The sequence below is a fragment of the Streptomyces aculeolatus genome, assembly GCF_020400605.1.
Lineage (GTDB): Bacteria > Actinomycetota > Actinomycetes > Streptomycetales > Streptomycetaceae > Streptomyces > Streptomyces aculeolatus.
Genome location: NZ_JAINRD010000005.1, coordinates 353,948 through 374,640, shown reverse-complemented (window position 1 = coordinate 374,640; position 20,693 = coordinate 353,948). Strand labels below are relative to the sequence as shown.

At 72.8% G+C, this 20,693-nt stretch carries 29 protein-coding genes; 14 read left to right on the top strand and 15 right to left on the bottom strand.

Translation table 11 applies throughout. The annotated features are described in order from the left end of the window. Positions 1–39: 39 nt before the first annotated feature. On the bottom strand, positions 40–735 hold the full coding sequence (locus tag LG396_RS12590; protein WP_018838872.1) for a response regulator: 696 nt from the start codon (positions 733–735) through the stop codon (positions 40–42). A gap of 213 nt (positions 736–948) precedes the next feature. Between LG396_RS12590 and LG396_RS12585 the strand changes: the two genes are divergently transcribed. From LG396_RS12585 to LG396_RS12575, 3 genes are all read left to right on the top strand, one after another. Continuing rightward, on the top strand, positions 949–1,572 hold the full coding sequence (locus LG396_RS12585) for an Rv1733c family protein (RefSeq protein WP_225794821.1): 624 nt from the start codon (positions 949–951) through the stop codon (positions 1,570–1,572). Between the two features lie 225 nt (positions 1,573–1,797). Next, positions 1,798–2,520: a S1 family peptidase gene (locus LG396_RS12580; RefSeq protein WP_225794820.1), complete on the top strand. Its 723-nt coding sequence runs from the start codon at positions 1,798–1,800 to the stop codon at positions 2,518–2,520. Positions 2,521–2,606: 86 nt separating this feature from the next. Next, on the top strand, positions 2,607–3,092 hold the full coding sequence (locus LG396_RS12575) for a hypothetical protein (protein ID WP_225794819.1): 486 nt from the start codon (positions 2,607–2,609) through the stop codon (positions 3,090–3,092). A 25-nt stretch (positions 3,093–3,117) separates the two neighbouring features. Here the strand turns inward: LG396_RS12575 and LG396_RS12570 are convergent, their stop codons facing one another. Beyond that, entirely contained in the window at positions 3,118–3,852 is a 735-nt protein-coding gene (locus LG396_RS12570) for a GAF and ANTAR domain-containing protein (RefSeq protein ID WP_225794818.1), read from the bottom strand. Between the two features lie 457 nt (positions 3,853–4,309). On the opposite strand from LG396_RS12570, the gene LG396_RS12565 reads away from it, so the two are divergent. Next, positions 4,310–4,966, top strand: coding sequence for a LysE family translocator (locus LG396_RS12565; protein ID WP_225794817.1), 657 nt, complete (start codon positions 4,310–4,312; stop codon positions 4,964–4,966). A gap of 79 nt (positions 4,967–5,045) precedes the next feature. Here LG396_RS12565 and LG396_RS12560 read toward each other — a convergent pair whose 3' ends face one another. From LG396_RS12560 to LG396_RS12545, 4 genes are all read right to left on the bottom strand, one after another. Next, the gene (locus LG396_RS12560) at positions 5,046–6,137 is read right to left on the bottom strand and encodes a hypothetical protein (RefSeq protein WP_037743166.1); all 1,092 of its coding nucleotides are present in this window, start codon (positions 6,135–6,137) and stop codon (positions 5,046–5,048) included. Between the two features lie 146 nt (positions 6,138–6,283). Continuing rightward, the gene (locus LG396_RS12555) at positions 6,284–7,306 is read right to left on the bottom strand and encodes a hemolysin family protein (protein WP_018838879.1); all 1,023 of its coding nucleotides are present in this window, start codon (positions 7,304–7,306) and stop codon (positions 6,284–6,286) included. Next, positions 7,303–8,694 carry a hemolysin family protein gene (locus tag LG396_RS12550; RefSeq protein ID WP_037743168.1) on the bottom strand — a complete coding sequence of 464 codons (1,392 nt, stop codon included), beginning with the start codon at positions 8,692–8,694 and terminating at the stop codon, positions 7,303–7,305. The genes LG396_RS12555 and LG396_RS12550 overlap by 4 nt, the downstream gene beginning before the upstream one ends. A gap of 227 nt (positions 8,695–8,921) precedes the next feature. Beyond that, positions 8,922–9,869: a LysR family transcriptional regulator gene (locus LG396_RS12545; protein ID WP_018838881.1), complete on the bottom strand. Its 948-nt coding sequence runs from the start codon at positions 9,867–9,869 to the stop codon at positions 8,922–8,924. Between the two features lie 199 nt (positions 9,870–10,068). Here LG396_RS12545 and LG396_RS12540 point away from each other — a divergent pair, with 199 nt between their 5' ends. The 5 genes from LG396_RS12540 to LG396_RS12525 all read left to right on the top strand — a co-directional run bounded on the left by LG396_RS12540 (position 10,069) and on the right by LG396_RS12525 (position 12,687). Continuing rightward, positions 10,069–10,698, top strand: coding sequence for a snapalysin family zinc-dependent metalloprotease (locus tag LG396_RS12540; protein WP_037743175.1), 630 nt, complete (start codon positions 10,069–10,071; stop codon positions 10,696–10,698). Positions 10,699–11,352: 654 nt separating this feature from the next. After that, positions 11,353–11,586 (top strand): helix-turn-helix transcriptional regulator, encoded by a 234-nt coding sequence (locus LG396_RS12535; RefSeq protein WP_225794816.1) that lies wholly within the window; start codon positions 11,353–11,355, stop codon positions 11,584–11,586. 665 nt (positions 11,587–12,251) lie between these two features. Further along, on the top strand, positions 12,252–12,377 hold the full coding sequence (locus LG396_RS39675; protein WP_308190095.1) for a GntR family transcriptional regulator: 126 nt from the start codon (positions 12,252–12,254) through the stop codon (positions 12,375–12,377). Continuing rightward, positions 12,378–12,500: a hypothetical protein gene (locus LG396_RS39670; RefSeq protein WP_308190094.1), complete on the top strand. Its 123-nt coding sequence runs from the start codon at positions 12,378–12,380 to the stop codon at positions 12,498–12,500. 10 nt (positions 12,501–12,510) lie between these two features. Then, entirely contained in the window at positions 12,511–12,687 is a 177-nt protein-coding gene (locus LG396_RS12525; protein WP_225794815.1) for a hypothetical protein, read from the top strand. Between the two features lie 43 nt (positions 12,688–12,730). On the opposite strand, the gene LG396_RS12520 is transcribed toward LG396_RS12525, so the two are convergent. Continuing rightward, positions 12,731–12,943 (bottom strand): hypothetical protein, encoded by a 213-nt coding sequence (locus LG396_RS12520; protein WP_225794814.1) that lies wholly within the window; start codon positions 12,941–12,943, stop codon positions 12,731–12,733. Between the two features lie 68 nt (positions 12,944–13,011). Then, positions 13,012–13,311 carry a hypothetical protein gene (locus tag LG396_RS12515; protein WP_225794813.1) on the bottom strand — a complete coding sequence of 100 codons (300 nt, stop codon included), beginning with the start codon at positions 13,309–13,311 and terminating at the stop codon, positions 13,012–13,014. 86 nt (positions 13,312–13,397) lie between these two features. On the opposite strand from LG396_RS12515, the gene LG396_RS12510 reads away from it, so the two are divergent. From LG396_RS12510 to LG396_RS12495, 4 genes are all read left to right on the top strand, one after another. Then, on the top strand, positions 13,398–13,595 hold the full coding sequence (locus tag LG396_RS12510; RefSeq protein ID WP_225794812.1) for a hypothetical protein: 198 nt from the start codon (positions 13,398–13,400) through the stop codon (positions 13,593–13,595). Positions 13,596–13,605: 10 nt separating this feature from the next. Then, complete coding sequence (locus LG396_RS12505) at positions 13,606–13,920, top strand: hypothetical protein (protein WP_225794811.1); 315 nt, start codon at positions 13,606–13,608, stop codon at positions 13,918–13,920. A gap of 109 nt (positions 13,921–14,029) precedes the next feature. Then, a complete protein-coding gene (locus tag LG396_RS12500; protein WP_225794810.1) occupies positions 14,030–14,521 on the top strand; it encodes a hypothetical protein in 492 nt (163 codons plus the stop codon). Between the two features lie 31 nt (positions 14,522–14,552). Continuing rightward, a complete protein-coding gene (locus LG396_RS12495; protein ID WP_225794809.1) occupies positions 14,553–15,047 on the top strand; it encodes a ribbon-helix-helix domain-containing protein in 495 nt (164 codons plus the stop codon). Positions 15,048–15,163: 116 nt separating this feature from the next. Here LG396_RS12495 and LG396_RS12490 read toward each other — a convergent pair whose 3' ends face one another. After that, positions 15,164–15,733 carry a recombinase family protein gene (locus tag LG396_RS12490; protein ID WP_225794808.1) on the bottom strand — a complete coding sequence of 190 codons (570 nt, stop codon included), beginning with the start codon at positions 15,731–15,733 and terminating at the stop codon, positions 15,164–15,166. Between the two features lie 154 nt (positions 15,734–15,887). Between LG396_RS12490 and LG396_RS12485 the strand changes: the two genes are divergently transcribed. Beyond that, positions 15,888–16,061, top strand: a complete 174-nt coding sequence (locus tag LG396_RS12485) for a hypothetical protein (RefSeq protein WP_225794807.1) — start codon at positions 15,888–15,890, stop codon at positions 16,059–16,061. A 50-nt stretch (positions 16,062–16,111) separates the two neighbouring features. On the opposite strand, the gene LG396_RS12480 is transcribed toward LG396_RS12485, so the two are convergent. The 6 genes from LG396_RS12480 to LG396_RS12455 are packed head-to-tail and all read right to left on the bottom strand — an operon-like array spanning position 16,112 to position 20,693. Beyond that, positions 16,112–16,780, bottom strand: a complete 669-nt coding sequence (locus tag LG396_RS12480; protein WP_225794806.1) for a collagen-like domain-containing protein — start codon at positions 16,778–16,780, stop codon at positions 16,112–16,114. Further along, positions 16,777–17,067, bottom strand: coding sequence for a hypothetical protein (locus LG396_RS12475; RefSeq protein WP_225794805.1), 291 nt, complete (start codon positions 17,065–17,067; stop codon positions 16,777–16,779). Before LG396_RS12475 ends, LG396_RS12480 begins: the two co-directional genes overlap by 4 nt. Positions 17,068–17,082: 15 nt before the next feature. After that, on the bottom strand, positions 17,083–17,268 hold the full coding sequence (locus LG396_RS12470) for a hypothetical protein (protein ID WP_225794804.1): 186 nt from the start codon (positions 17,266–17,268) through the stop codon (positions 17,083–17,085). 7 nt (positions 17,269–17,275) lie between these two features. Continuing rightward, entirely contained in the window at positions 17,276–17,857 is a 582-nt protein-coding gene (locus LG396_RS12465) for a 3'-5' exoribonuclease domain-containing protein (protein WP_225794803.1), read from the bottom strand. A 1-nt stretch (position 17,858) separates the two neighbouring features. Next, on the bottom strand, positions 17,859–18,917 hold the full coding sequence (locus LG396_RS12460) for a peptidoglycan recognition protein family protein (RefSeq protein WP_225794802.1): 1,059 nt from the start codon (positions 18,915–18,917) through the stop codon (positions 17,859–17,861). Positions 18,918–18,977: 60 nt separating this feature from the next. Continuing rightward, positions 18,978–20,693 carry a glycerophosphodiester phosphodiesterase gene (locus LG396_RS12455; RefSeq protein WP_225794801.1) on the bottom strand — a complete coding sequence of 572 codons (1,716 nt, stop codon included), beginning with the start codon at positions 20,691–20,693 and terminating at the stop codon, positions 18,978–18,980.

Below are 20,693 nucleotides of genomic sequence, written 5' to 3'. Positions count from 1 at the left end.
GCGCGGCCCGCGGCGCATGCAGGGGGCGTACGGCGGGCGTCACGCGCCCGGCGGGCGGTGGGCCTTGCTGGCCAGCACCGCCGCCTGTATCCGGCGCTCCACGCCCAGCTTGGCCAGCAGCCGGGAGATGTGGTTCTTCACCGTCTTCTCCGACAGGTAGAGCCGCTGGCCGATCTGCCGGTTCGTCAGGCCCTCGCCGATCAGCTCCAGCACGTCGAGTTCGCGCGGCGACAGCCCGGCGAGCACCTCGCTCCCCGGCGCGGAAGCGGTGTCCTCGCGGCGGAGGTTCGTCATCAGCCGGGCGGTGGTGGCGGGGTCGAGCATGGACTGCCCGGAGGCCACGGTCCGTACCGCCGAGACCAGGTCGCCGCCCTTGATCTGCTTGAGCACGTAGCCGGAGGCGCCCGCCATGATGGCGTCCAGCAGGGCGTCGTCGTCGTCGAACGACGTCAGCATCAGGCACGCCAGGTCCGGCATCCGCGAGCGCAGCTCGCGGCAGACGCCGATCCCGTCGCCGTCCGGCAGCCGCACGTCCAGCACGGCGACGTCGGGCCGCAGCGCGGGCCCGCGGGCGAGCGCCTGGGCGAACGTGCCCGCCTCGCCCGCCACTTCGATGCCGGGTTCGGACTCCAGCAGGTCGCGCAGGCCGCGCCGGACCACCTCGTGGTCGTCGACGAGGAAGACCCTGATGGGGCGGGCGGCCGAGAATTGCCTTTCCACTGTCACGTCGGGCACCTTTCAGCTCCTGCTCGGCTGGCTCGATCGTCCTCGGCCGCCGTACCGCGGGGTAGGGCCGAACGGGCCCATGACCGGCACGTCCGGGGCACCCGGATGCTACGACCCGGGCGGCCCCGCCCGCCCGGTTCTCGCCGGAACCGGCCGGAAGTGCGACAGTCGGTGGGAGAGGGCCTTCACCCGGCCGGTAGGGAAAGCGGATTGGGGGTGCCGATGGCCGCGGAAGCGGGCGCGGGACACGAGAGGTACCGCCCGGTACGCAGAGTGTGGAGCCGGCGCAACCCCTTCCGGCGGCGTACGGACGTACTGGAGGGCTGGGCGACGGTCGGCGCCGTCGCCCTGTTCGCCCTCGGCGGCACCGCCGCCGCCTGGGGCGCGGGGGCCGCCGTGCACGAGGAGTTGAGCAGCCGCAGCACCGAGCGGCAGCGCACGACGGCCGTACTGGTGCGCGACGCGCCGCCGCTGACGATGCTGCAGGGCGACGCGTGGTCCGGCGGCAAGGTGGGCGCCAAGGTGCGCTGGCGGGACGATGACGGGCTGGCGCACACCGGCCGGGCCCGGGTGCCCGCCGGGCTGTCCAAGGGCGCGCAGGCGGAGATCTGGACGGACGCCGCGGGCCGGCACGCGGTGGACCCGCCGCCGGCCCCGGGGGAGACCGGCATGCAGAGCGCCGTGGCGGCCGGCGGGGCGGCCGGGCTGGTGGGGTGCCTGGCGTTCGGGGGCAGGACCGTGGTGCGCGTACGGCTGGACCGCAGGCGCGAGGAGGAGTGGGAGCGCGGCTGGGCGCGGGTGGAGCCGCACTGGCGGCAGGGGAGCGCGGGGCCGTCCGAGCGGTAGCGGAGCGGGCGCGCGGCCGGCCTCGTCCGGGCGGAGGACGAAGGCGAGCCGGCGCGGCGCGGCCGTCCACGCCGCACCGGCTCTCACCCCCCACGCCACGGCTCTCCGAGGCGAACCCAGCATGCCCGGGACCTTCCGCGCCGGAATAGGGCCGAACGGACCTGCTGTACGGGGCACTCGGCCCTGCGGGACAATGCGGCTGCCGACCCCACGACGGGAGGATCCGTGAACTTACGTCGCGCTCCGCTCACCCCGTACCACGCGCCGCACGGCGCGCCCGTGAAACCCGCCCCGCTGGCGGCCGTCCTGGCCGCACTGCTCCTCGCCGTGCTCACCGCCCTCGCCCCGCCGGCCGCCGCGGCCCAGGAACAGGTCGTCCGCGGCGGCGACGTCATCTACAGCAGCACCGGACGGTCCTGCCCGGTCGGCTTCAACGCGGGCCGCGGCGGGGAGCGTTACGCCCTCATGCAGGGGCACTGCGTCGGCGACTCCGGCGCCGTCTGGTACGCGGACGCCGCCAGGACGGTGGAGATCGGCCGGACCGGGGGCGTGAGCTTCCCGGTCAGCGACTACGCCCTGATCCGCTACAACAACCCCGACTTCACCTACCCCAGCGAGCTGGCCTCCGGCGTGCCCGGCGGGGCGATCGAGATCACCGGCGCCGCCCAGCCCTCGGTCGGGCAGCAGGTGTGCCGCGCCGGCCGGACCACGGGCGTGCACTGCGGCACGGTCGTCTCGGTCAACGAGACCATCAGCTACCCCGAGGGCACGGTCTACGGCCTGTTCCGCGCCACCCTCTGCGTCGAGCCGGGCGACAGCGCGTCCGCGTACTCCGGCGGGACGGCGCTCGGCCTGCTCGTGTCCGGTAGCCCGTGCAGCTCCGGCGGGACGGCGTTCTACCAGCCGGTGGTGCCCGTGCTCGCGGCGTACGGGCTCACCATCCCCTGAGCCGGACGGCGGACGGTGGGCCCGGCGGCCCGCGAACGGCCGCCGGGCCCACCGGCGTTGTCAGTGGGCTCGGATAGAACTGATGTATGAATACTACGGATGCCCGACGACAGCACTACGCCTTCGCCCACGCCGTGCTCCGCGACCTCGCCCTGACCGCACCGGAGCGCCTCCTCGCCGCCGCGCTCGACGGCTCGCTCGACGCCGGGCTGCGGGCGCTGTGGCGGCAGGCCGGAGCGGGCCTGCCGCCCGGGGAGCAGTCGGCCGAGTGGCCGGCCGGCCGGCTCGTGGGGCACGACTCCGTCCTCGTCACGCCGCCGCCCGCGGTGGCGCCGCCCGAGGCGCACTTCGTGCTGGTGACGGCGCCGCTCGGGGCGCCCGTGCGGTACGCCACGCTGGAGGCGTCGCCCGGCCCCGCGGGGCGGCCCGCGGCGATGCTGTGCATGTGGGCGATGACGGCGGACGGCCCGGCCCACGCGAGCACGCTTCAGTTCCTGCCGCCGCGCGAGGACCGGTTCCTGGACGCCGCGATGGAACTGCCCAGCGTGCCGCCGACGTTCGCCCTGTCCTGACGGGCCCCGCCGGCCGGCTGCGGCCTCAGCCGTCCTGAGCCGCCGGGTCGAGCCCCTCCTCGACCACCTCGCGGGCCACCTCCGTCAGCGGCCTGCGGGTGTTGCGGGCGTACCCGCGCAGCAGGCGGAACGCCTCGTCGACGGCGATGCTCCGGCGCTGGGCGAGGGCACCCTTGGCCTGCTCGATGACGATGCGGGAGTCGAGGGCGTTCTGCAACTGCGCCGCGACGGCCGTCTGCCCGGCGAGCGCGCGCTGCTGCAGGATGCCGATCGCGGCGACGTCGGCGAGCGCCTGGCCGAGGCGCAGTTGCGCCTCGTGCAGGGTGCCGGGCCGGTCGCGGAAGAGGGTGAGCGCGCCGACCGTCGTGCCCCGCACGTGCATCGGTGCGCAGGCCACGAGGGCGAAGCCCAGCTCCAGCGCCCGGTCGGTGAAGCGGGGCCAGTCGGCGCGCGCCCGCGCGTGGGTGAGCGGGGTGGCGGGCGTCGGTCTCGCGGTGCGGCAGCAGTCGACGGCGGGGCCCTCGCCCCACTCCACCTCCGCCGACTCCAGGGCGTGCACGCGCTCGTCGGAGGCCGACGCCGTCAGCACGGCACCGCCGTCGGCGGCGAGGACGACGCCCGCGGCGCTGACGTCGACCAGCTCGGCGCAGTGCAGCGCTAGCCTGCGCGCGTGCTGCTCGACGTCGAAATCGCTGACGAGGGTGTCGGCCAGGTCCACGAACGCGGCGGCCAGACCTTCCTCTCGCGACTCCTCGGGCATGGGGTCGTCACCTCGTTTCACGGCTGCAGTGCCGGCCGGATGTGCGGCCGGGCGTGCCGCCGGAGATCACGCGCGACCCGCTGCCCGCATCCGGGCACGGTGGCTGAACTCGGGAGCCGGACTCGGGAAGGTTCCCGGTCGGGCATGGGCGCGCAGCGGGACTTGCTCCCAGCGATGGGCGGCTCGCTCGTGCTCCGGCGACGGCCCACCGGGGTCCGGGGTGGTCGTGGCAGACCACATTAGACGGCTGCCGCACGGGGGGCGAAGCTGCCCCGCGGACGCGGGCGTTCAGCGAGCGTTCCGCGGTCGTACGGGACCGGGGATGGCATATGCCGGGGCCATAGGGGTGCCGCGGACCCGCCGCGCGCGAGGGCCGGGCGACGGTCCGGCTGGCGGCCCGTCCCGGCATCCGGAATTCGGTCGCCCGGCACACCGGCGCGGTGCGAGTATCGCCGCCATGGTCGACATGTCCCTCCTCGCCGCCTTCGTCGTGGCGATCTTCGTGCTCTCCATCACCCCGGGCCCCGACATGATGTTCATCGTGGCCATGGGCGGGCGCGGCGGCTCCGGTATGGGCGTCATGGCCGCGGCGGGCGTGGCCTGCGGCATGCTCGTGCACGCCTGCGCCGCCGCCCTCGGGCTCTCCGCGCTCTTCGGCGCGCTGCCGGTGCTCTACCACGTGCTCCGCTGGCTCGGCGCCGCCTACCTCCTCTACCTTGCGGTCCGCGCCTTCCGGGACCGCTCCGTGCCCGGCGGGGAGGCCGGCGCGGACGGTGCGGCCGGCGCGGACGGCAAACGCAGCGGGCCGCGGCCGCGGCGCGCGTTCTGGCAGGGAATGATCACCAACCTGCTGAACCCCAAGGTCATCATGTTCAACATCGCGTTCCTGCCGCAGTTCGTGGACCCGGGCCGCGGCCATCTCCCGCTGCAGCTGCTCGTCCTCGGCATCACCGGCGTCGTCGTCGGCTTCTGCGTCGACGGCTCGGTGGGCCTGCTCTCCGGCCGGCTGTCGCGGGCGCTGCGCCGCAGCCGCCGGCTGGCGCGCGGGCTCAACATCTTCAGCGGCACCGTCTTCGCGGGCCTGGCCGTACGGCTGGCGGCGACACCCCGCTGAGCGCGCTCCCGCGGGTCCCGGGCCGCCCGGACCCGCGGGCGGCCCCGCCCGGCCCTCACACGGTGGTACGGCCCCGGCGTCACGCCGTGGTGAGCCCCGCCCGCCGCGCGGGCCCGGGGTCCAGCAGCGCCCAGCTCCGCGCGTCGCCCCACGCCGAGTCCGCGGCGACGTACGGGCGCAGCAGCTCGTCGAGTTCGGGGTCGGCGAGGCCGGCCAGCGCGTCGGAGGCCCGCTTGCGCGCGAGCCCCGCGAGGAAGTCGGCCAGCTGCACCCGCGGATCGCTCTCCGCGTCGACGAAGCGCAGCCCGAGCAGGTGCGCCCGGGGCGGCCGGCACACCTCGTGCAGCCGCGCCGTCCGCTCCTCGGTCAGCGCCGTCTGCCGGTCGTGCACGACGGCCACCGGTGCCCCGTCGCGGCCCCAGTACGCGACCGCGGCGGCCAGCGCCGGCAGCAGCGAGTCCAGCGCGGGCACGGTCCGCGGATCCTCCAGGAGCGCGGTACGCAGCGCGTCGGCCCGCGGGCGCGCCTGCCGTACGAGCGCCAGCACCCGCCCCGCCTCGCCGGGCGCGCCCGCGCGGTGCAGCTCGTCGGCAAGCCGGAAGAAGCCGTCGGCGGAAGTCTCCGCGCCGCGCCGGGTGTTGATCCACATCAGCTCGTTGAACGAGGCGAGGAACGCCTGCCAGCGCGGGCGGCCGTAGACCTCCGGGCCCTCGCGGTACAGCGCGCCCGCCGGGCCGCGCGCATGCGCGCCCCGCAGCATCGCCGGGGCGTCCGCCGGGTCGGTCCCCGACACCAGCAGGTCCACGATCCTGGCGACGGCGAAGAACGCCTTCTCCGTCAGGTGCACGCGGGCGCGGCCGGGGAGCGGCCCGTCGGGGCCGAGGAACCACAGCATCGTGCCGCGGTGCTTCTCGCGCTGCAGGTGGTTCGCCTTGTACACGGTCGCGGGGGAGCGGATGCGGTCCCGCAGCTCGCGAATGCAGTCGGCCGCGTCCGCGGCCGGGACGGCCACGGAGGCGTGGGCGAAGACGTCGGTGATGCCGCCGACGAGGTTCTCGCCCTCGTAGCCCGACTCGTCGCAGAACAGCTCCGCCCCGGGCGCCGGCCCGCCGCCGGGCACGGGTACGCCGCCGGGCGGGCCCGCGGGCACGCCGGAGGGCCGACCGTGCATGAGCCGCCTCCCGCCGTTGCCGAGAGCGCGACCGTACCGCGGCCGGTCCCCGGGCACGAGGGGTTTTCCGCGCGGCGCCGCCGCCCGCCGGCCCGCGCCCCGGCAAGACCCGGGAGCGGGACCGGCGCGCGGGACCCGTGCGGGCGTTACGCCGCGGACGGCGCGGGGCCCACCAGCTCCGACAGGACGTCCTCCATGGTGACGAAGCCCAGCACCCGGCCCTGGTCGCCGGTGACGGCGGCCAGGTGGCTGCCGGCGGCGCGCAGCGCGGTGAGCGTGTCGTCCAGCGGGGTGTCGATGGCCACCCGGGTCATCGGGTGCAGCGCCGTACGCGGGAAGGGCGCTTCCCGGTCCGTCACCCCGAGGGTGTCCTTGATGTGCAGGTAGCCCAGCAGCGCCCCGCCCCGGTCGGTGACCGGGAAGCGGGAGAAGCCCGCCTCGGCGGCCAGCCGCTCCAGCCGGGCCGGGGTGACGGTGTGCTCGACGGTGGTCATGGTGCCCGCGGGCACCAGGATCTCGCCGACCGGCCGGGTGCCCAGCTCCAGCGCGTCCCGCAGCCGCTCGCCGTCGGCCGGCTCCAGCAGCCCGGCCTGGCTGGCGTCGGTGACCATCCGGGCGAGCTGGTCGTCGGTGAAGACCGCGGCCACCTCGTCCTTCGGCTCCACCCGCAGCAGCTTCAGCAGCGCGTTCGCGAAGGCGTTGATGCCGAAGACCACCGGGCGCAGCGCGCGGGTCACCGCGACCAGCGGCGGGCCCAGCAGCAGCACGGTGGGCACCGGCGCGGCCAGCGCGATGTTCTTCGGGATCATCTCGCCGATGAGCATGTGCAGGTACGTCGCCACCGTCAGCGCGATCACGAACGCGATCGGGTGCACGGCCGCGGACGGCACGTTGGCCGCCTCGAACCCGGGCTCCAGCAGGTGGGCGATGGCCGGCTCGGCGACCGCGCCCAGCACCAGCGAGGAGACGGTGATGCCGAGCTGGGCCGTGGCCATCATCGCGGAGAGGTGTTCGAGGCCGTAGAGCGTGATGCGGGCGCGCTTGTGCCCGCGCCTGGCCTGCGGCTCGATCTGGCTGCGCCGTACGGAGATCATCGCGAACTCCGCGCCGACGAAGAAGGCGTTCGTGACCAGCGTCAGGGCGCCGATCCACAGTTGCAGCGCGGTCACCGGCGCACCTCCTGGGCGCTCCGGCGCTCGTCGGGCGCTTCGGCCGGGCGCGGCGGCGCCGCGCCGGCTCCCGCGCCGCCCGCGCTGCCGGCGGGCGCGGCGATGCGGACCCGGTCGGCGCGGTGGTGCTCGACGGCCAGGACGTCCAGGCGCCAGCCGGCGAGGTGGACCGCGTCGCCCTTGGCGGGGATGCGGGCCAGCAGCGTGGCGATCAGCCCGGCGACCGTCTCGTACGGGCCCTCCGGGGCCTCCAGGCCCAGCTCCGCGAGCTGGTCCAGGCGGACGCTGCCGTCCGCGTCCCAGGTGGGCCGGCCGTCCGCGCCGACACCCGCAGGCTGCAGGTCGGGCAGCTCGACCGGGTCGTGCTCGTCGCGCACCTCGCCGACGACCTCCTCGACGATGTCCTCCATCGTGGCCACGCCGGCGGTGCCGCCGTACTCGTCGATGACCACGGCCATCGTGCGCCGCTCGCGCAGCTGCTCCAGCAGCCGGTCGGCGGGCAGCGTCTCGGGCACCAGCAGCGGCTCCGCGGCCAGCTCGGTGACCGGCGTCGCGGCCCGGGCGCGGGGCTCCAGCGCGAGCACGTCGCGGATGTGCACCGTGCCGACGACCTCGTCCAGGCTGTGGGCGTAGACGGGGAAGCGGGACAGGCCGGTGGCGTGGGCGAGGTTCGCGGCGTCGGCGGCGGTGGCGCCGGACTCCAGCGCCTTGACGTCGACGCGGGGCGTCATCACGTTCTCCGCGGTCAGCTCGTGCAGGTGCAGGGTGCGGACGAACAGCTCGGCGGAGTCCGGCTCCAGCGCGCCGCCCGCGGCGGAGTGCCGGGCCAGCGAGACCAGCTCGTCGGGCGTACGGGCCGAGGCCAGCTCCTCGGCGGGCTCCAGGCCGACGCGGCGCACGACGCGGTTCGCGGTGCTGTTCAGATGGCGGATGAACGGGCCGAAGGCGGCGGTGAAGCCGCGCTGCGGGCCGGCCACGGCCTTCGCCACGGCCAGCGGCCGGGCGATCGCCCAGTTCTTCGGCACCAGCTCGCCGATCACCATCAGGACCACCGTGGACAGCGCCACGCCCAGCAGGGTCGCCACCGGCGGGGCCGTGCCGCCCAGGCCCAGGGCCTCCAGCGGGCCGCGCAGCAGCGTGGCGAGCGAGGGCTCGGCGAGCATGCCGATGACCAGCGAGGTCACGGTGATGCCGAGCTGCGCACCGGAGAGCTGGAAGGTGAGCCTGCGGACGGCCTTCAGGGCGCCTTCGGCGCCCCGCTCGCCCGCGGCGGCGGCCCGCTCCAGGTCACCCCGCTCGACGGTGGTCAGGGAGAACTCGGCCGCCACGAAGATCGCGCAGGCCAGGGTGAGCGCGAGGGCGGCGAGCAGCAGGAGGATCTCGGTCACCGTGCCACCCCCGCCCTGTCACTCGTCTTCCGGCGGGCTGTGGCACGGCTGGTACTGGGAGGTTCGCCCATTGCGGGACCGCTGCTCCTTCGTGATCGTCGGTGGGTGGGTGTCGGGACCGTCTCGTATCGAGTGTCTCCGACACCAGGGTAAAGGGATAGTAAACCGGCTTGCGGCCCGGCGGCCAGGCGCGGGCGGCGGCGCCCGGGGCCGCGTGCGCGCGGGCGTCAGGTGAGCAGCAGCGGGTTGTCGTTGCGGTGCAGCCAGCGCAGATACGTCTCGGTGGACCTGGCCGCCTCGCGGTAGGCGTCCTCCAGGGCGGTGTAGACGGCGTGGAACTCGCCGTCGGTGGTCGAGGCCGCCCGGGCGGCCAGCAGCAGGCGGACGGTCAGCGGGTCCCCGCGCAGCGGCCGGATCGCCATCCCGGGGCGGGGGGTCGAGGTGGGCTGGCACGGGGTGACGGCGACCCCGGCCCGTACCAGGTCGGCGCCCGTCAGGTAGTCGCCCTGGATGACCCGCAGCTCGAGACCGGCGCTGGCGAACATCCGGCGGATGCCGTGCCACTCGCCGTCCACGTGCGGGTCGACGACCCACGGGTGCCCGCACAGGTCGGCGAGCGCCACCTCCTCGCCCTCCGCGGCGGGGTGCGCCGAGGGCAGGGCGACGAACTGGGGCTCGCGCCAGAGCAGCGTGCGCTGGCCGACGCCGTCGGGTACGCGCAGCGGGCAGCCGGTGACCTCGTGCACGAACGCGACGTCGAGCTGGCCGTCGGCGACCATCCGCAGCAGCGAGTTGGGCGACGGGTCGACGCGGATGGAGACGTCCGTGTCCGGGAACCGCCCGTGCAGCCGGCAGAGCCAGCCGGCCACCGCCCGGTTCGCGGTGCTGCCCAGCCGCAGCCGGGGTCCGCTCTCCAGCGCGCGGGCCTCCTCGCGGGCCTCGCTGACCAGGGTGGACATCTCGGCGATGAGCGGCCGGGCGCGGGCGGTCACGGAGCGGCCGAGCGGGGTCGGGCGGCAGCCCGAGCGGTCGCGTACGAACAGCCGGCCGCCCACGGCCCGTTCGATGCGGTTCAACTGGGCCGTGAGGGCGGGCTGGGAGACTCCGAGCCACCTGGCCGCCCCGTGCACACTTCCGGCGTCGGAGATCGCGCACAGCGCGCGCAGATGCCTCAACTCCAGCTCCACGCGGGGAGCATAGCCGCAATTATTTGTCAGGGGCACTACACGTATGCGCCGTTCCGCCCCGGACGCGGTCACCGGCGGGCCGGGATCGCACGCCGCTATCACCGGATGAGATCTGCCCCCGGCCACCTGTTCGCCCGCAGACTCCTCACCGACCGACCGACCAATCGTTCGTGAGGAGAAAACCCCCATGAAGCTCTCCGGAAGACTGGTCTCGACCGCCTTGGGCCTCGGCCTGGCGCTGACCGGCCTGGCCGCCTCCCCGGCACCCGCGGCCGACCACCACGACCGGCAGACGACGCAGGCCACCGCCTCCGCGGCGTACGTCGGGCACGACAAGGCCCAGCAGGCCGAGAACCGGGCCTTCTTCGAGATGATCCGGGACAAGGCGCGCGAGAAGCAGGCGGCGGAACCCGGCTACCAGGCCATCACCATCACGTACAACGACGCCAGCGCGCCCAACTACCAGGGGGACATAGCCCAGAGCACCCAGATCTGGAACAACGCCACCAACAACGTCACGCTCGCGGAGACCTCCGGCACCGGCGACTTCAGCTACCGCCAGGGCAACGACCCGCGCGGCAGCCACGCCGTGACCGACGGGCGCGGCCACGGCTACGTCTTCCTGGACCTCCGCCAGACCCAGCAGTACTACTCCCTGCGCGTCGTCGCCCACGAGACCGGCCACATCCTCGGCCTGCCCGACAACTACAGCGGCCCGTGCAGCGAGCTGATGTCCGGCGGCGGCCCCGGCACGTCCTGCATGAACGCCTACCCGAACGCGACCGAAGCCGCCCGCGTGGACCGCAACTTCGGCTGAGCCGGAGCCGGCCGAGCCCGGTCCCGGCCCCACACGGGACCGTCGGGCCGCCGCCCACGGGCCGAGCGCCCGGGCGGCCCGACCGCGCCCGCCCCGCAGTTCCTGCGGGGCGGGCGCGGCGCGCGTGCGAGGCCGGGGGAGCGGGGGAGGGGAGCCGGGCCTACGGCCAGTAGGCGTCGAAGTTCCTGCTGAACTCCCAGTTGTTGTACGGGCGTTTGGGCTACCTGGAGTTCTGGCAGTTCACGGGTCAATGACCTGCGAACTTGTAGCGTTAGTTAGTGCTAGTCCGATCTAGTTCACTGGGTGTCAGGCAAGATCGTCTCCCATCCGACACCCAGCACACAAACGGACCGACCCCCCGGCTACCACCTGGGGGTGATCACTGCCGAGGGGCCGGCCATCTGCCCCGCGGACCCGTGACGCGACGGGCAATCCGCGGGCGATCGCGATGGGGTGTTTAGTAAGCGCTCGCTGTGCTCATCCGATTCAACGATCGATGCACATGCCAGTCACTCACTCGAACGGGTGAACCTTTCGCGACTTCTGGACACAAGCCGCCTGGTACCGGGCGCGACTGTCCACCCACTGAGCATGATCAAAAAATGCGCACGCTCACGTACTGACACATGATCGTAGCCCGGCGAGCGTCGCCGGGTGCGCCAGAACGATCAACCGGAGTGGGTCCACGCCCGACGCGTCGCCATCGGCCGCCAACTCCAAGACGCCCGCCTCCGCGCCAACCTCACCCAGGAGGCCGTCGCTGAGGCCGTCGGCGTCAGCCGGCGCACCATCCAGGCGTGGGAAGCCGGCACCGCCGACCCGCCGTTGGGTCCCCTGCTGCTCTTCGCCGCCGCCGTCGACGCGCCGCTTACGGAGCTGCTGACGTAGAGGGGCCCCGCCTGCCAGTGGATCTGCGGCGCGGCAGGCGGGGCCGTCTGGTGCCCCGCTCGCCACCGGGGGTACGCCGACGAGGGGGGCGTCCCCGCGCCCGAGTGGAATCGCCGTCCGGGCGCGGGGGGTCCGGGTCAGCGCCGCGGGGCGGCGGGCGAGGGCGTTGTTCGGCGGGGCTTGGGCAGACAGTCGGGGTGCGCGTAGACCATGGATCCGCCGCCGGATTCGCCAGCCTCGCCGACGGACTCCACCGGGTGCTCCTTGGTGCCGGGCCGGCCGCAGTGCGTGCAGTACCTCACGGCCGCACCCCCTGCGTGTGCGTCCCGCGGTCGCGGCGGCACGGCGGGCAGATAACGCCCCACTGGCCGAGGGGCCGGAGGTTCCGTGTCGCCCCGCAGGCGCATCGCGTCCCGCGTTTCCGCGGCGCGGGGCGGGGTTCGGGCAGCCGGTCGCTGTCGGGGGTTGGGGCGCCGCCGTTAGCCTGGTTCATGGCTCCTGCTCCACTCAGAGAGTCCACGCCCCCGGACCGTTACCGCGGTCGCGGGGGTTCTTCCTGCCGACACGGTACCGCCAACTGCGTCCCCCTGCGTCCTACTGCGTCCCACCGCGGTGGGACGCGTTCCCCAGATGCCGGGTGCGGTGGCCAGCGTCAGGCTGTGATCATGAGCGGTCTGCCGCGGTACGACTACGAGAAGCTCGCCGACCGGATCGAGGCTGACATCCGGTCGGGGCGGCTGCCGGTGGGCGCGCGGCTGCCCGGGGAGCGGGAGATGACGGACATCTACTAGGTGAGCATCGGCACGGCCCGGCGTGCGGTGCGCGAGCTGCGGGACCGCGGGCTGGTGGCGACGCTGGCGGCGAAGGGCACCTACGTGATCGAGCCCCCGCCGGCTGACACTGCCGGGTCGTAACCTGTCTGACATGTCGCCGTCACCCGCCCCGCCGCGCCCCGCTGCCCTGGTGCAGCGGGACATCGACGCGTGGCTGACGCTGCCGGAGGCGCTGCGGGTGCGGCTGGATCCGCGGCGTGAGGTGCTGCCGGGGCTGTGGGCGGAGTGGCTCGCGGCGGAGCGCGCGGAGGTCGTCGAGGCGGCGTGACACAGCCCCCGCGGAGAGCGGGGGCTGGGGTAGGCGCGCGGTTTCAGTCGACGGAAAGCTGGGCGTGCAGCGCGCGGAGGTCGCCCATGGTGAGGCCGGTGCGCACACCCTGGCCGTAGATGCCGCTCGTAGCCTCCACCATGAGGCGGCTGTTCGGCTCGTCGGCGAAGAGCGCCAGAACGTGCGCCAGCGCCTCCGTGGGCGTGGCGGGCGCGTCTCCGTACTGCTCGATCGTCTCGCGGCGGATACGGTCCATGCTTCGCATGATGGTCAGTCCCCTCTCGGTGTTGCGCAACACGGCCCCCGCCCGGGGCGGGGCTTGGATCAGTCGAGATCAGCGACGAGCGCGTCAGAGAAGTCGAGATACCTCAAGTCGGCCATCCACCTACGAGCGCCCCGTAGGGCGTTACGTCGCAGTTGGGGCGTTACCTCGAAGACCTTCCCGTCGGCGCGCTTTCCGTTCGCCTCGAACACCAGGTGTCCGTCGGCGTTCTCCGAGACGTCAAGCCAGACGGGGGTCCAGCGCTGCCACCACCACAGCGGGCGGGGGAACTCAGATCCGGGCTTGACGGTGATCTCGTCACTGATCCGGATCTTCGTCTGGTCGATGACTATACGATTCACGCCTTCTCCCCAGTTCCAGGGTGGTTATCCACCTCCAATATGGCACGCCCTTGACGGGTGGTCAACCACCTTGCGAAGATTCCCTCATGGCCAACGCGCACAAGCACCCCCTCCGAGGCATTCGAGGCGTCGACAGCGACCTGTGGAACGACCTCGACGCCGCAGCGCGCGCCGCAGGCTCCGACCGGTCCGCCATCACCCGGGCCCTGTGGGAGTGGTACGTGCGTCGGCCCGGCGCCGAACTCCCGGAACGACCTGGGGGCGAAGACCCGCCCCAGCCCTAGAATCGAACGCGTGCCCGATTCCCCTGATCCTGCCACCCCGGACGAACCGACCCCGCACGACGCCGTCGAAGTCCCGCCGTGGCGCGCCGACATGGGCCGCCCGCCGCGGGTGACCGTCTACCCCGCCCGCGGGGTGCCGCGCCTCCAGGTGCGCGTGGACGGCGAATGGAGGGATGCCGAGGTGATGGCGCGGCACGACTGGCCCTCCGGAATGATCACCGTGCAGACGACGATCCGGCTGCCCGTCGCGGACCTCGGCGGGCAGCTCGGGGCGCACTGCCGCACGTACCTGTGGGACCCGGGGGCGATGCGGGTGGCTGAGTAGGGGGCGGTGCGGCTGAGCCCGGAAGAATCATGACCAGACTGGGTTTTCCATATTGACTACCCCCGCCACGCGGCGTAGGTTATCCATATCGGAAACCCGGGGAGGGTCCATGAACACCACCGCCGCAGCCACCAAGGCCCGCCGCACCGCCGCCACCATCCGCACCTGGTGCCGACGCGGCGTCGTCGAGGCGGCCAAGGTCAGCGGCCGGTGGGTCATCGACGAAGCCAGCCTCGACTACCGCCTCTCCCTCGACACCCCCCGCCCCATCGTCTACTCCGTCGAGACCATGACCGCCATCGGCGGCAACGAGTGGGCCCGCTACGGCAAGCACCGCGTCTACCTCGACTGGCAGCAGTTCGCCGGGCTGGAGATCCACCGCTACAACACCGGCAACATCTCCAGCGCCTCCCTCGGCGGCGAGCACATCTCCAACAGCGAGGCCCGCCGCCTGATGGGCGCCGTCGACAAGCTGTACTTCGACGCCGCCGACAACAAGCTGCACATCCAGTGGGGCTACAGCACCCTCCGTCGCACCGCCTTGGATGACCTGGCCGACCACATTTTCACCGGCGTCCGCACCGCGGTCGCCGCCCTCTGACCCCGCGCCACCACAGATAGGAAGGCACCCCATGACGCGCAGAACTGTACGCGCCAACGGGAAGACGGACTGGTTCGACGACGACAGCGTCCGCGAGAAGATCCCCGAGTCCACCCGGTGGGAAGAAGGCATGGGAAGCCGCATCGGAGTCTGCTCGGGCATGCAGATCAACCGGGCCTACTTGATGCTCACCGAGGGAGGGCGCTGGGTCCTCCACGAGGACCAAAGGCCGGAGTACGACGGACCCGACCGGTACGAGTGGCTGACCGACGACCAGGCGAAAGCGTGGCTTGTCAGGTCCGCCGAGGGGCACGACGATAACGCCGAGGTCGCAGAGGAAGCCCTGCAGCGCCTGTGGCCCGACCTGCCGGAGGAGTCGGGCCCTAAGGGCGGCCGTCCCGCCATCGGCCCGGCGATCAGCGTGTCCTATCAGCCCGACCTCCTCAAGAGGGTCGATGCTGCCGCCGCCAAGGCTGGGCTCTCGCGTGCCGCATGGCTGCGGCAGGCCGCCGAGAAGGCCCTCTGATCCCCGCACAGCACGACGCCCCCTCCTCCGGGAGGGGGCGTTCGCGTCTCCGGGGGCCTCTGCCCCGCCACGCTGGTAGGCCCCAGGTCGGGCCGTCGACGGCGGGAGGGGTGCGGTCACCCGCGCTCCAGGTAGCGGTAGATGGTGGTGCGGGCGACGCCGAGTTCGGTGGCGATGTCCTGCACGGTGTGCTTCCGCTTGCCGTCGTCGCCGAGTTCGTCGTACATCTCCTGGGCGAGCTGCACTTGGCGGGGCTTGAGGGCCGCCTTCCGTCCGCCCTTCCGTCCGCGGGCACGCGCGGCTTCGAGCCCGTCGCGGGTGCGTTCGACGATGAGGGACCGCTCGAACTCGGCGATGGCGCCGAGGATGTGGAAGAACATCCGTCCGGCCGGGGTGCTGGTGTCGATGCCCTGGCTGAGGACGACGAGGGCGGCGCCCTTCTTGTCCAGTTGCTCGGACAGCTCGATGAGGTTCTTCAGGGAGCGGCCGAGCCGGTCCAGCTTCGTGATGACGAACTCGTCGCCATCACGCGCAGCGATGAGCGCCTTGTCGAGTTCGGGGCGTGACGCGAGTGTGCCGGATGCCTTGTCGACGAAGACGGGGTCGCAGCCGGCTGCCGTGAGTGCGTCCTCCTGTGCGTCGGGGTTCTGGTCGCGCGTGGAGACGCGCCCGTATCCGATTCTCATGGCTCTAGTGTAGCGATTCCGAACCCTTTGCGAGACGTAGTTGAGGACACGGGTTCTCGTCACTTCTGCGCTGGGGGAACGCAGTTGGGGTGACCAACGTCGCCAGACGGTCGTTTCTCGACACGCCCGCCGGGTCCCATGCCACACTCCCGCCATGACGACATGCACCATCTGCCGCACCGAGTACGACGAGACGGACGAGGCAGCGGTCAAGGAGCACACCGAGCCGGTGTACTGCGCAGAGACATCGAAACGCTGCAACCGCTGCAACGGGAGGCCGCGCTGCTACCCGTGCGGGAGTTCGTTCTGCTTCTGCAGCGCCCACTGACCGCGCACACGAAGAAGCCCCGCCACCCGGGAAGGGCGGCGGGGCTTCTGTCACGAGTACTGCCGTCGGTTCGGGTCGAGCGCCAGGGCGAGCGGCCCGTTCCCGCCGCCCGGGTTGTCGTCGGGGGGCGGCCCGTCGGCCGCGCACGTGTACTGGGTGGAGCCGTCCGCGGTCGGCGTGCAGGTGTAGGTGACGCCGCCGTGCGTGAACGTCCACGACGAGGGTGGCGGTCCGGCGGGCCCGCGCTCGCCAACGGCACCGTCCTTGCCGTCCTTCCCGTCGGCGCCAGCGGCGCCAGGCGGCCCGGCGGGACCCTGCGGCCCCGGCATCGTGCTGTCGGCACCCGCCGCGCCGTCAGCGCCGGGGCTGCCCGCGGGGCCGGGGACGGTGGAGTCCTCGCCGGGCTCGCCCTTCGCTCCTCGGGGCCCTGGGCTCGGCGACGGGGTGGGGGCGTCGCGGCCAGGCTCCCCCTGTTCGCCTTGAGGTCCCCGCGGACCGGTGACAGAGTCGCCCGGCTCGCCGCGGGATCCGGGCGGGCCGGCCACCGGATCGCCGCCGAGGCGTTCCACCTGCTGCGCCAGGGCGTCGCGCGCCTTGTTGGCGTCGTGGAGGTCGTCGGCGAGCTGCTGCACGGTGACGATCGCGGCGCCGGCGAGCAGCGCGGCCCCGACGGCGGCGGCGTCTCCGGCGAGGGTGCGGCGGCGCTGCTTGTGCTTCACGCTCCGGCTCCCCTCACGACGGTCCCCAGGTACGGCAGGAGGACCGCCACCACGGTGATGACGGTGCCGATGACCCACCGGCGCGTCGCGGTGATGCGGGTGGCGTCCTTCTCGCGGGCCTGTTCCAGCGCGGTGACCCGGTCGGTGATCGTCGTCTTCTCGACCGTGTAGACGTCCATCGGGACGACCCGGTCGAGGCGGGCGTTGATCTGCCCGAGGTCGTCGCGAACATCGCTGCGGAGGGCTTGGATGAGCCGCCCCAGCTCGCCGTTGGTCGGCTCATCCACCGTTCACCCCCAGGGTCAGGCGCCGGGCGCGGACTGCTTGTTGGGCACGGCGTAGACGATGCCCCAGGCGCCGAGGACCGCGAGCGCGATGGTCACGCCCTCGCCGGTGGTGAGCGCGTTGTCCTGCACGGCTGTGATGGCCGCGGCAGAGCCGGCGGCGACGCCGGCGAGGAGCGACTTGACGATGCCGCTGATCTTCATGGGTGTCTCACTTCTGTGCGCGTTCGGCGAGCCAGCGCCGGACGGTCTGGTTATGGAGGGCGTCGGCGAGCGCGTTGTGCTCCCCGGACTCCTGCTTCGGCAGGTCATCCCAGGACAGGCCCTGCCTGCGGGCCTCCTGCTGAATGTCGTTGGTGAACATCGGCACCCCGCTGGGGAGCGCCACCATCGGGCCCCAGAGCTGGGCGAGGCACACGTGGTCGTAGGCGCCGTAGTTCGCCCACAGCTCGGCGTCGTCGGTCGCCTGGATGAAGTCGCGTACCTCGTTGGCGATCACCCACTGCGGCTTGACCTGCGTATCCCTGGTGTTGACGGCGACGTACTGTAGGGACGGCTTCGGGTGGCTGTTCTGCGGGATCTTGAGGTAGCCGTCCAGAGCCGACCGACTCACGAGAGGCAGCGACGGCAGGACGTTCCGGACGAGCCAGTCACTCTTCTTGATCTCATCCCACGGCGCATCGCTGCTCACCGCGTAGTACTCGCGCCCGTCGTCGGCGACCATCCCGATCGAGATCAGGTCGATGGTGCGGCCGTCCTCCAGGAACTCCAGGTCGTAGTCGATCGCGACCACGTCACGCCTTCCAGTACAGGCCGCGGACGCGGCTGCGGGTGATGACCGCCTCGGCGGTGTCGCCGGACTTCGCGGGGAAGTACGCCAGCTCGAAGCGCAGCGACTCGGCGCTCTTGATGTCGCCGTCGTGGTGGAAGTCGACGAAGCTGCTGCCGGCGGTCGTGAGCCGCTCGATGATCGAGCCCTTCCAGCGCGAGCCGTCCGGACGGTGGTGGTAGAAGCGGCCCTGCAGCGTCGATCCGGCCGGCGCCTTCAGCGCCAGGTGCACGGTCACGCTGTACGCCTGCGCGCCCTTCACGATGTCGACGCCGTCGATCGACAGCGCCTTCCAGTCGCCCGGCGCGCGGGTCTTCTGGCCGTCGTCGGTGCGGCCTACGGTCTGCGGCACGTCGTCCTCCTGGGGGTTGGTCACGATCGGCACGTCGTCTCCCGGCTTCGCGGCGAGCAGCTTCTTCACACGGGCACGGAACGCGGGCATCGACACGTCCGCGCCGCCGGGCGACGGCCGCGGGTCGATCTTCTGGTTCGTCCACTCCTTGTGGCCGATCACCGACTTCTCCGACCAGCCGTGCGCCCGGCAGATCGCCGCCGCCCAGCGGGCCATCGCGTCGACCTGTACCTCCGGCCACGGGTCGCGCCCGTTGCCGAGGTTGACGCACTCGATGCCGTAGAAGCGGTCGTTGCCGTCCGTGTTCTGCTCGTTGGGCGCCGGCGGCGTGGAGCCGTAGGACTCGGCGATGACCGCGCGCAGCACGTCGTCGTCACCGGAGCCGGCGTGGTTCGACCTGCCGTTGGAGACGAGGAAGATGCGGCCGTCCTTCGCGGCGACGGCGTGGCACAGCGGGCCCGGGAGGTCGGAGCGGCCGTTGTAGCAGAGGCTCACCGACCCGTCCGTGCCCGACGTCACCGTGTGGTGGATCATCACGCCGTTCACCGGGCCGAAGTGCAGGCCGGTCGCGGCGTCCCGCTCGTGGGTCTCCCACGACCGGTACTCGATGACTTCGCAGCCCTCGCGCTTCAGGACCGTCTTCATCTGGGTGGCGGACAGAGGGGTCGCCATGGCGCCTCCTGGGCATGGGAATGGCCCCGACGTGGCGGGGCGAAGGACGTGCAGGGGCGCTCAGGCGACGGAGATGTTCGACCAGACCGGCTTGCTGCTGAGAGTGGTCACCGAGCCGTTCGTGACGTGCCAGTACCGGCCGCGGTAGGCCGTGTTGTTGACGGTCAGCACGTAGGGGCCGACGTCCGTGCGCCGCAGGATCACCTGCGTCGAGGTCACCTCGATCTCAAACGTCATGGGCGTGCTTGCGACGGGCGCGACGGTGGCGAGGGTCCCGAGCTGCGTGCCGGTGGTCACCCCGGCGGTGTGCGTGTAGAGCTGGATGTCGCCGTTCCCGCGGATCAGCGCGTGGTACCCGCCGGAGGCGTTGGCGGTCGAGAACTGGTACTTGTCGTCGCTGGCCTTGCCGAACGCGACACCGGAGTGCTGCGACGCGGCCGGCACCGTGTCCCACTTCATCGCGAAGCTGATCACGTACCCGTCGGCGGCGGGTGCCTTGTGCCCGCCCATCAGGATCGAGTCGTTGGGCACCTTGTTCAGATACATGCCGCCGGCGCCGTCGAACTTCGGGGCGTAGTCCTCGCTGTAGTTGGCGATGCCGAGGGTCCCAGGCTGCGTGACCTGAGCATCGAACAGGTCGGCCGCCAGCGTGAGGCCCTTGTTGAGGTACACCCATTGGGCTTCCATCAGCCCAACGACGCCGAGGCCCGTCAGCCGGGTGATCTCCATGTTGCGGTGGACTTCCCAGCAGATGACCGGCTTGCCGCGAGCGACGACGTCACCGATGCGCGTGTCCGTCATGCCGTAGGGGACGCCCCACATGTCGACGCTGGCGTCGACCGCGTCGAGCGCCGCGTCCAGGGTGCCGGCGTCCATGTACGCCCACACCGTCCAGCCCTCCCCCGCGCGGTCCGCCAGGCCGCCCTGCCCGTAGTGCGCCTTCCACACGACGCTGCGCGTGCAGCCCGGGTAGCGGTCCAGCATGAAGTCCCGCAGCGGCACGATCGCCGGGTTGCTCTTCGCCTCCAGGAAGATGACGCACCTGCCGTAGAGGGCGTCCAGCACCTCGGCGAGGGTCGGGATGGGCTGATCCGCCCAGCCGGCGCCGAGGAGGCCCTGCGGGGTGACGCGCACCTGCTCGCGCAGCGCCGCATACGTCCAATCCGCGATCGGCCCCGTGTGATCGGTGACCCTGTCGAGCGTGGTGTCGTGGAAGCAGACCGGGACGCCGTCCGCGGTCAGGTGCACGGACACCTCGATCGCCTTCGCGCCGGCGGCGAGCGCCGCAGTGTAGGCGGCGAGGGTGTGCTCGGGGAACTCGCCGCCGCTGCCCCGGTGGGCGATGGCGAACGGCGTGGTGGCGATCAGGTTCGCGATGCTCGGGTCGTAGACGTCATCGAGGTCGAGTAGTTCGGTGCCGTGCGGATTCGGTGCGGCCGTGTGCGCATCCAGGTCGGCGCGCACGCCGCTGATGTCGCTGCCCAGGTCCGTCGCCACTGCCCGCCGCCGCGGGCCGCCGCCGGCGTTGGCGTCGAAGTACAGCTCGGTCACGCCGTCGGGTCCGAAGAACTCCGGCACGGCGCCGTTGCTGTCGGCCGTCAGCGTTCCGCCCTCGATGGGCGTGGAGTCGACCCCGGTCAGCAGGTCGGTGTGCTGGCTGCCCCCAGAGATGGCGTTCCAGCAGGTGACCGATGCGCCGGGCTGGAGGGTGGCGGCGTCGTCGGTGCCGAGCGCGATGACGTAGTCGGCGACGCCGCCGAACAGGTGTCGTGCCAC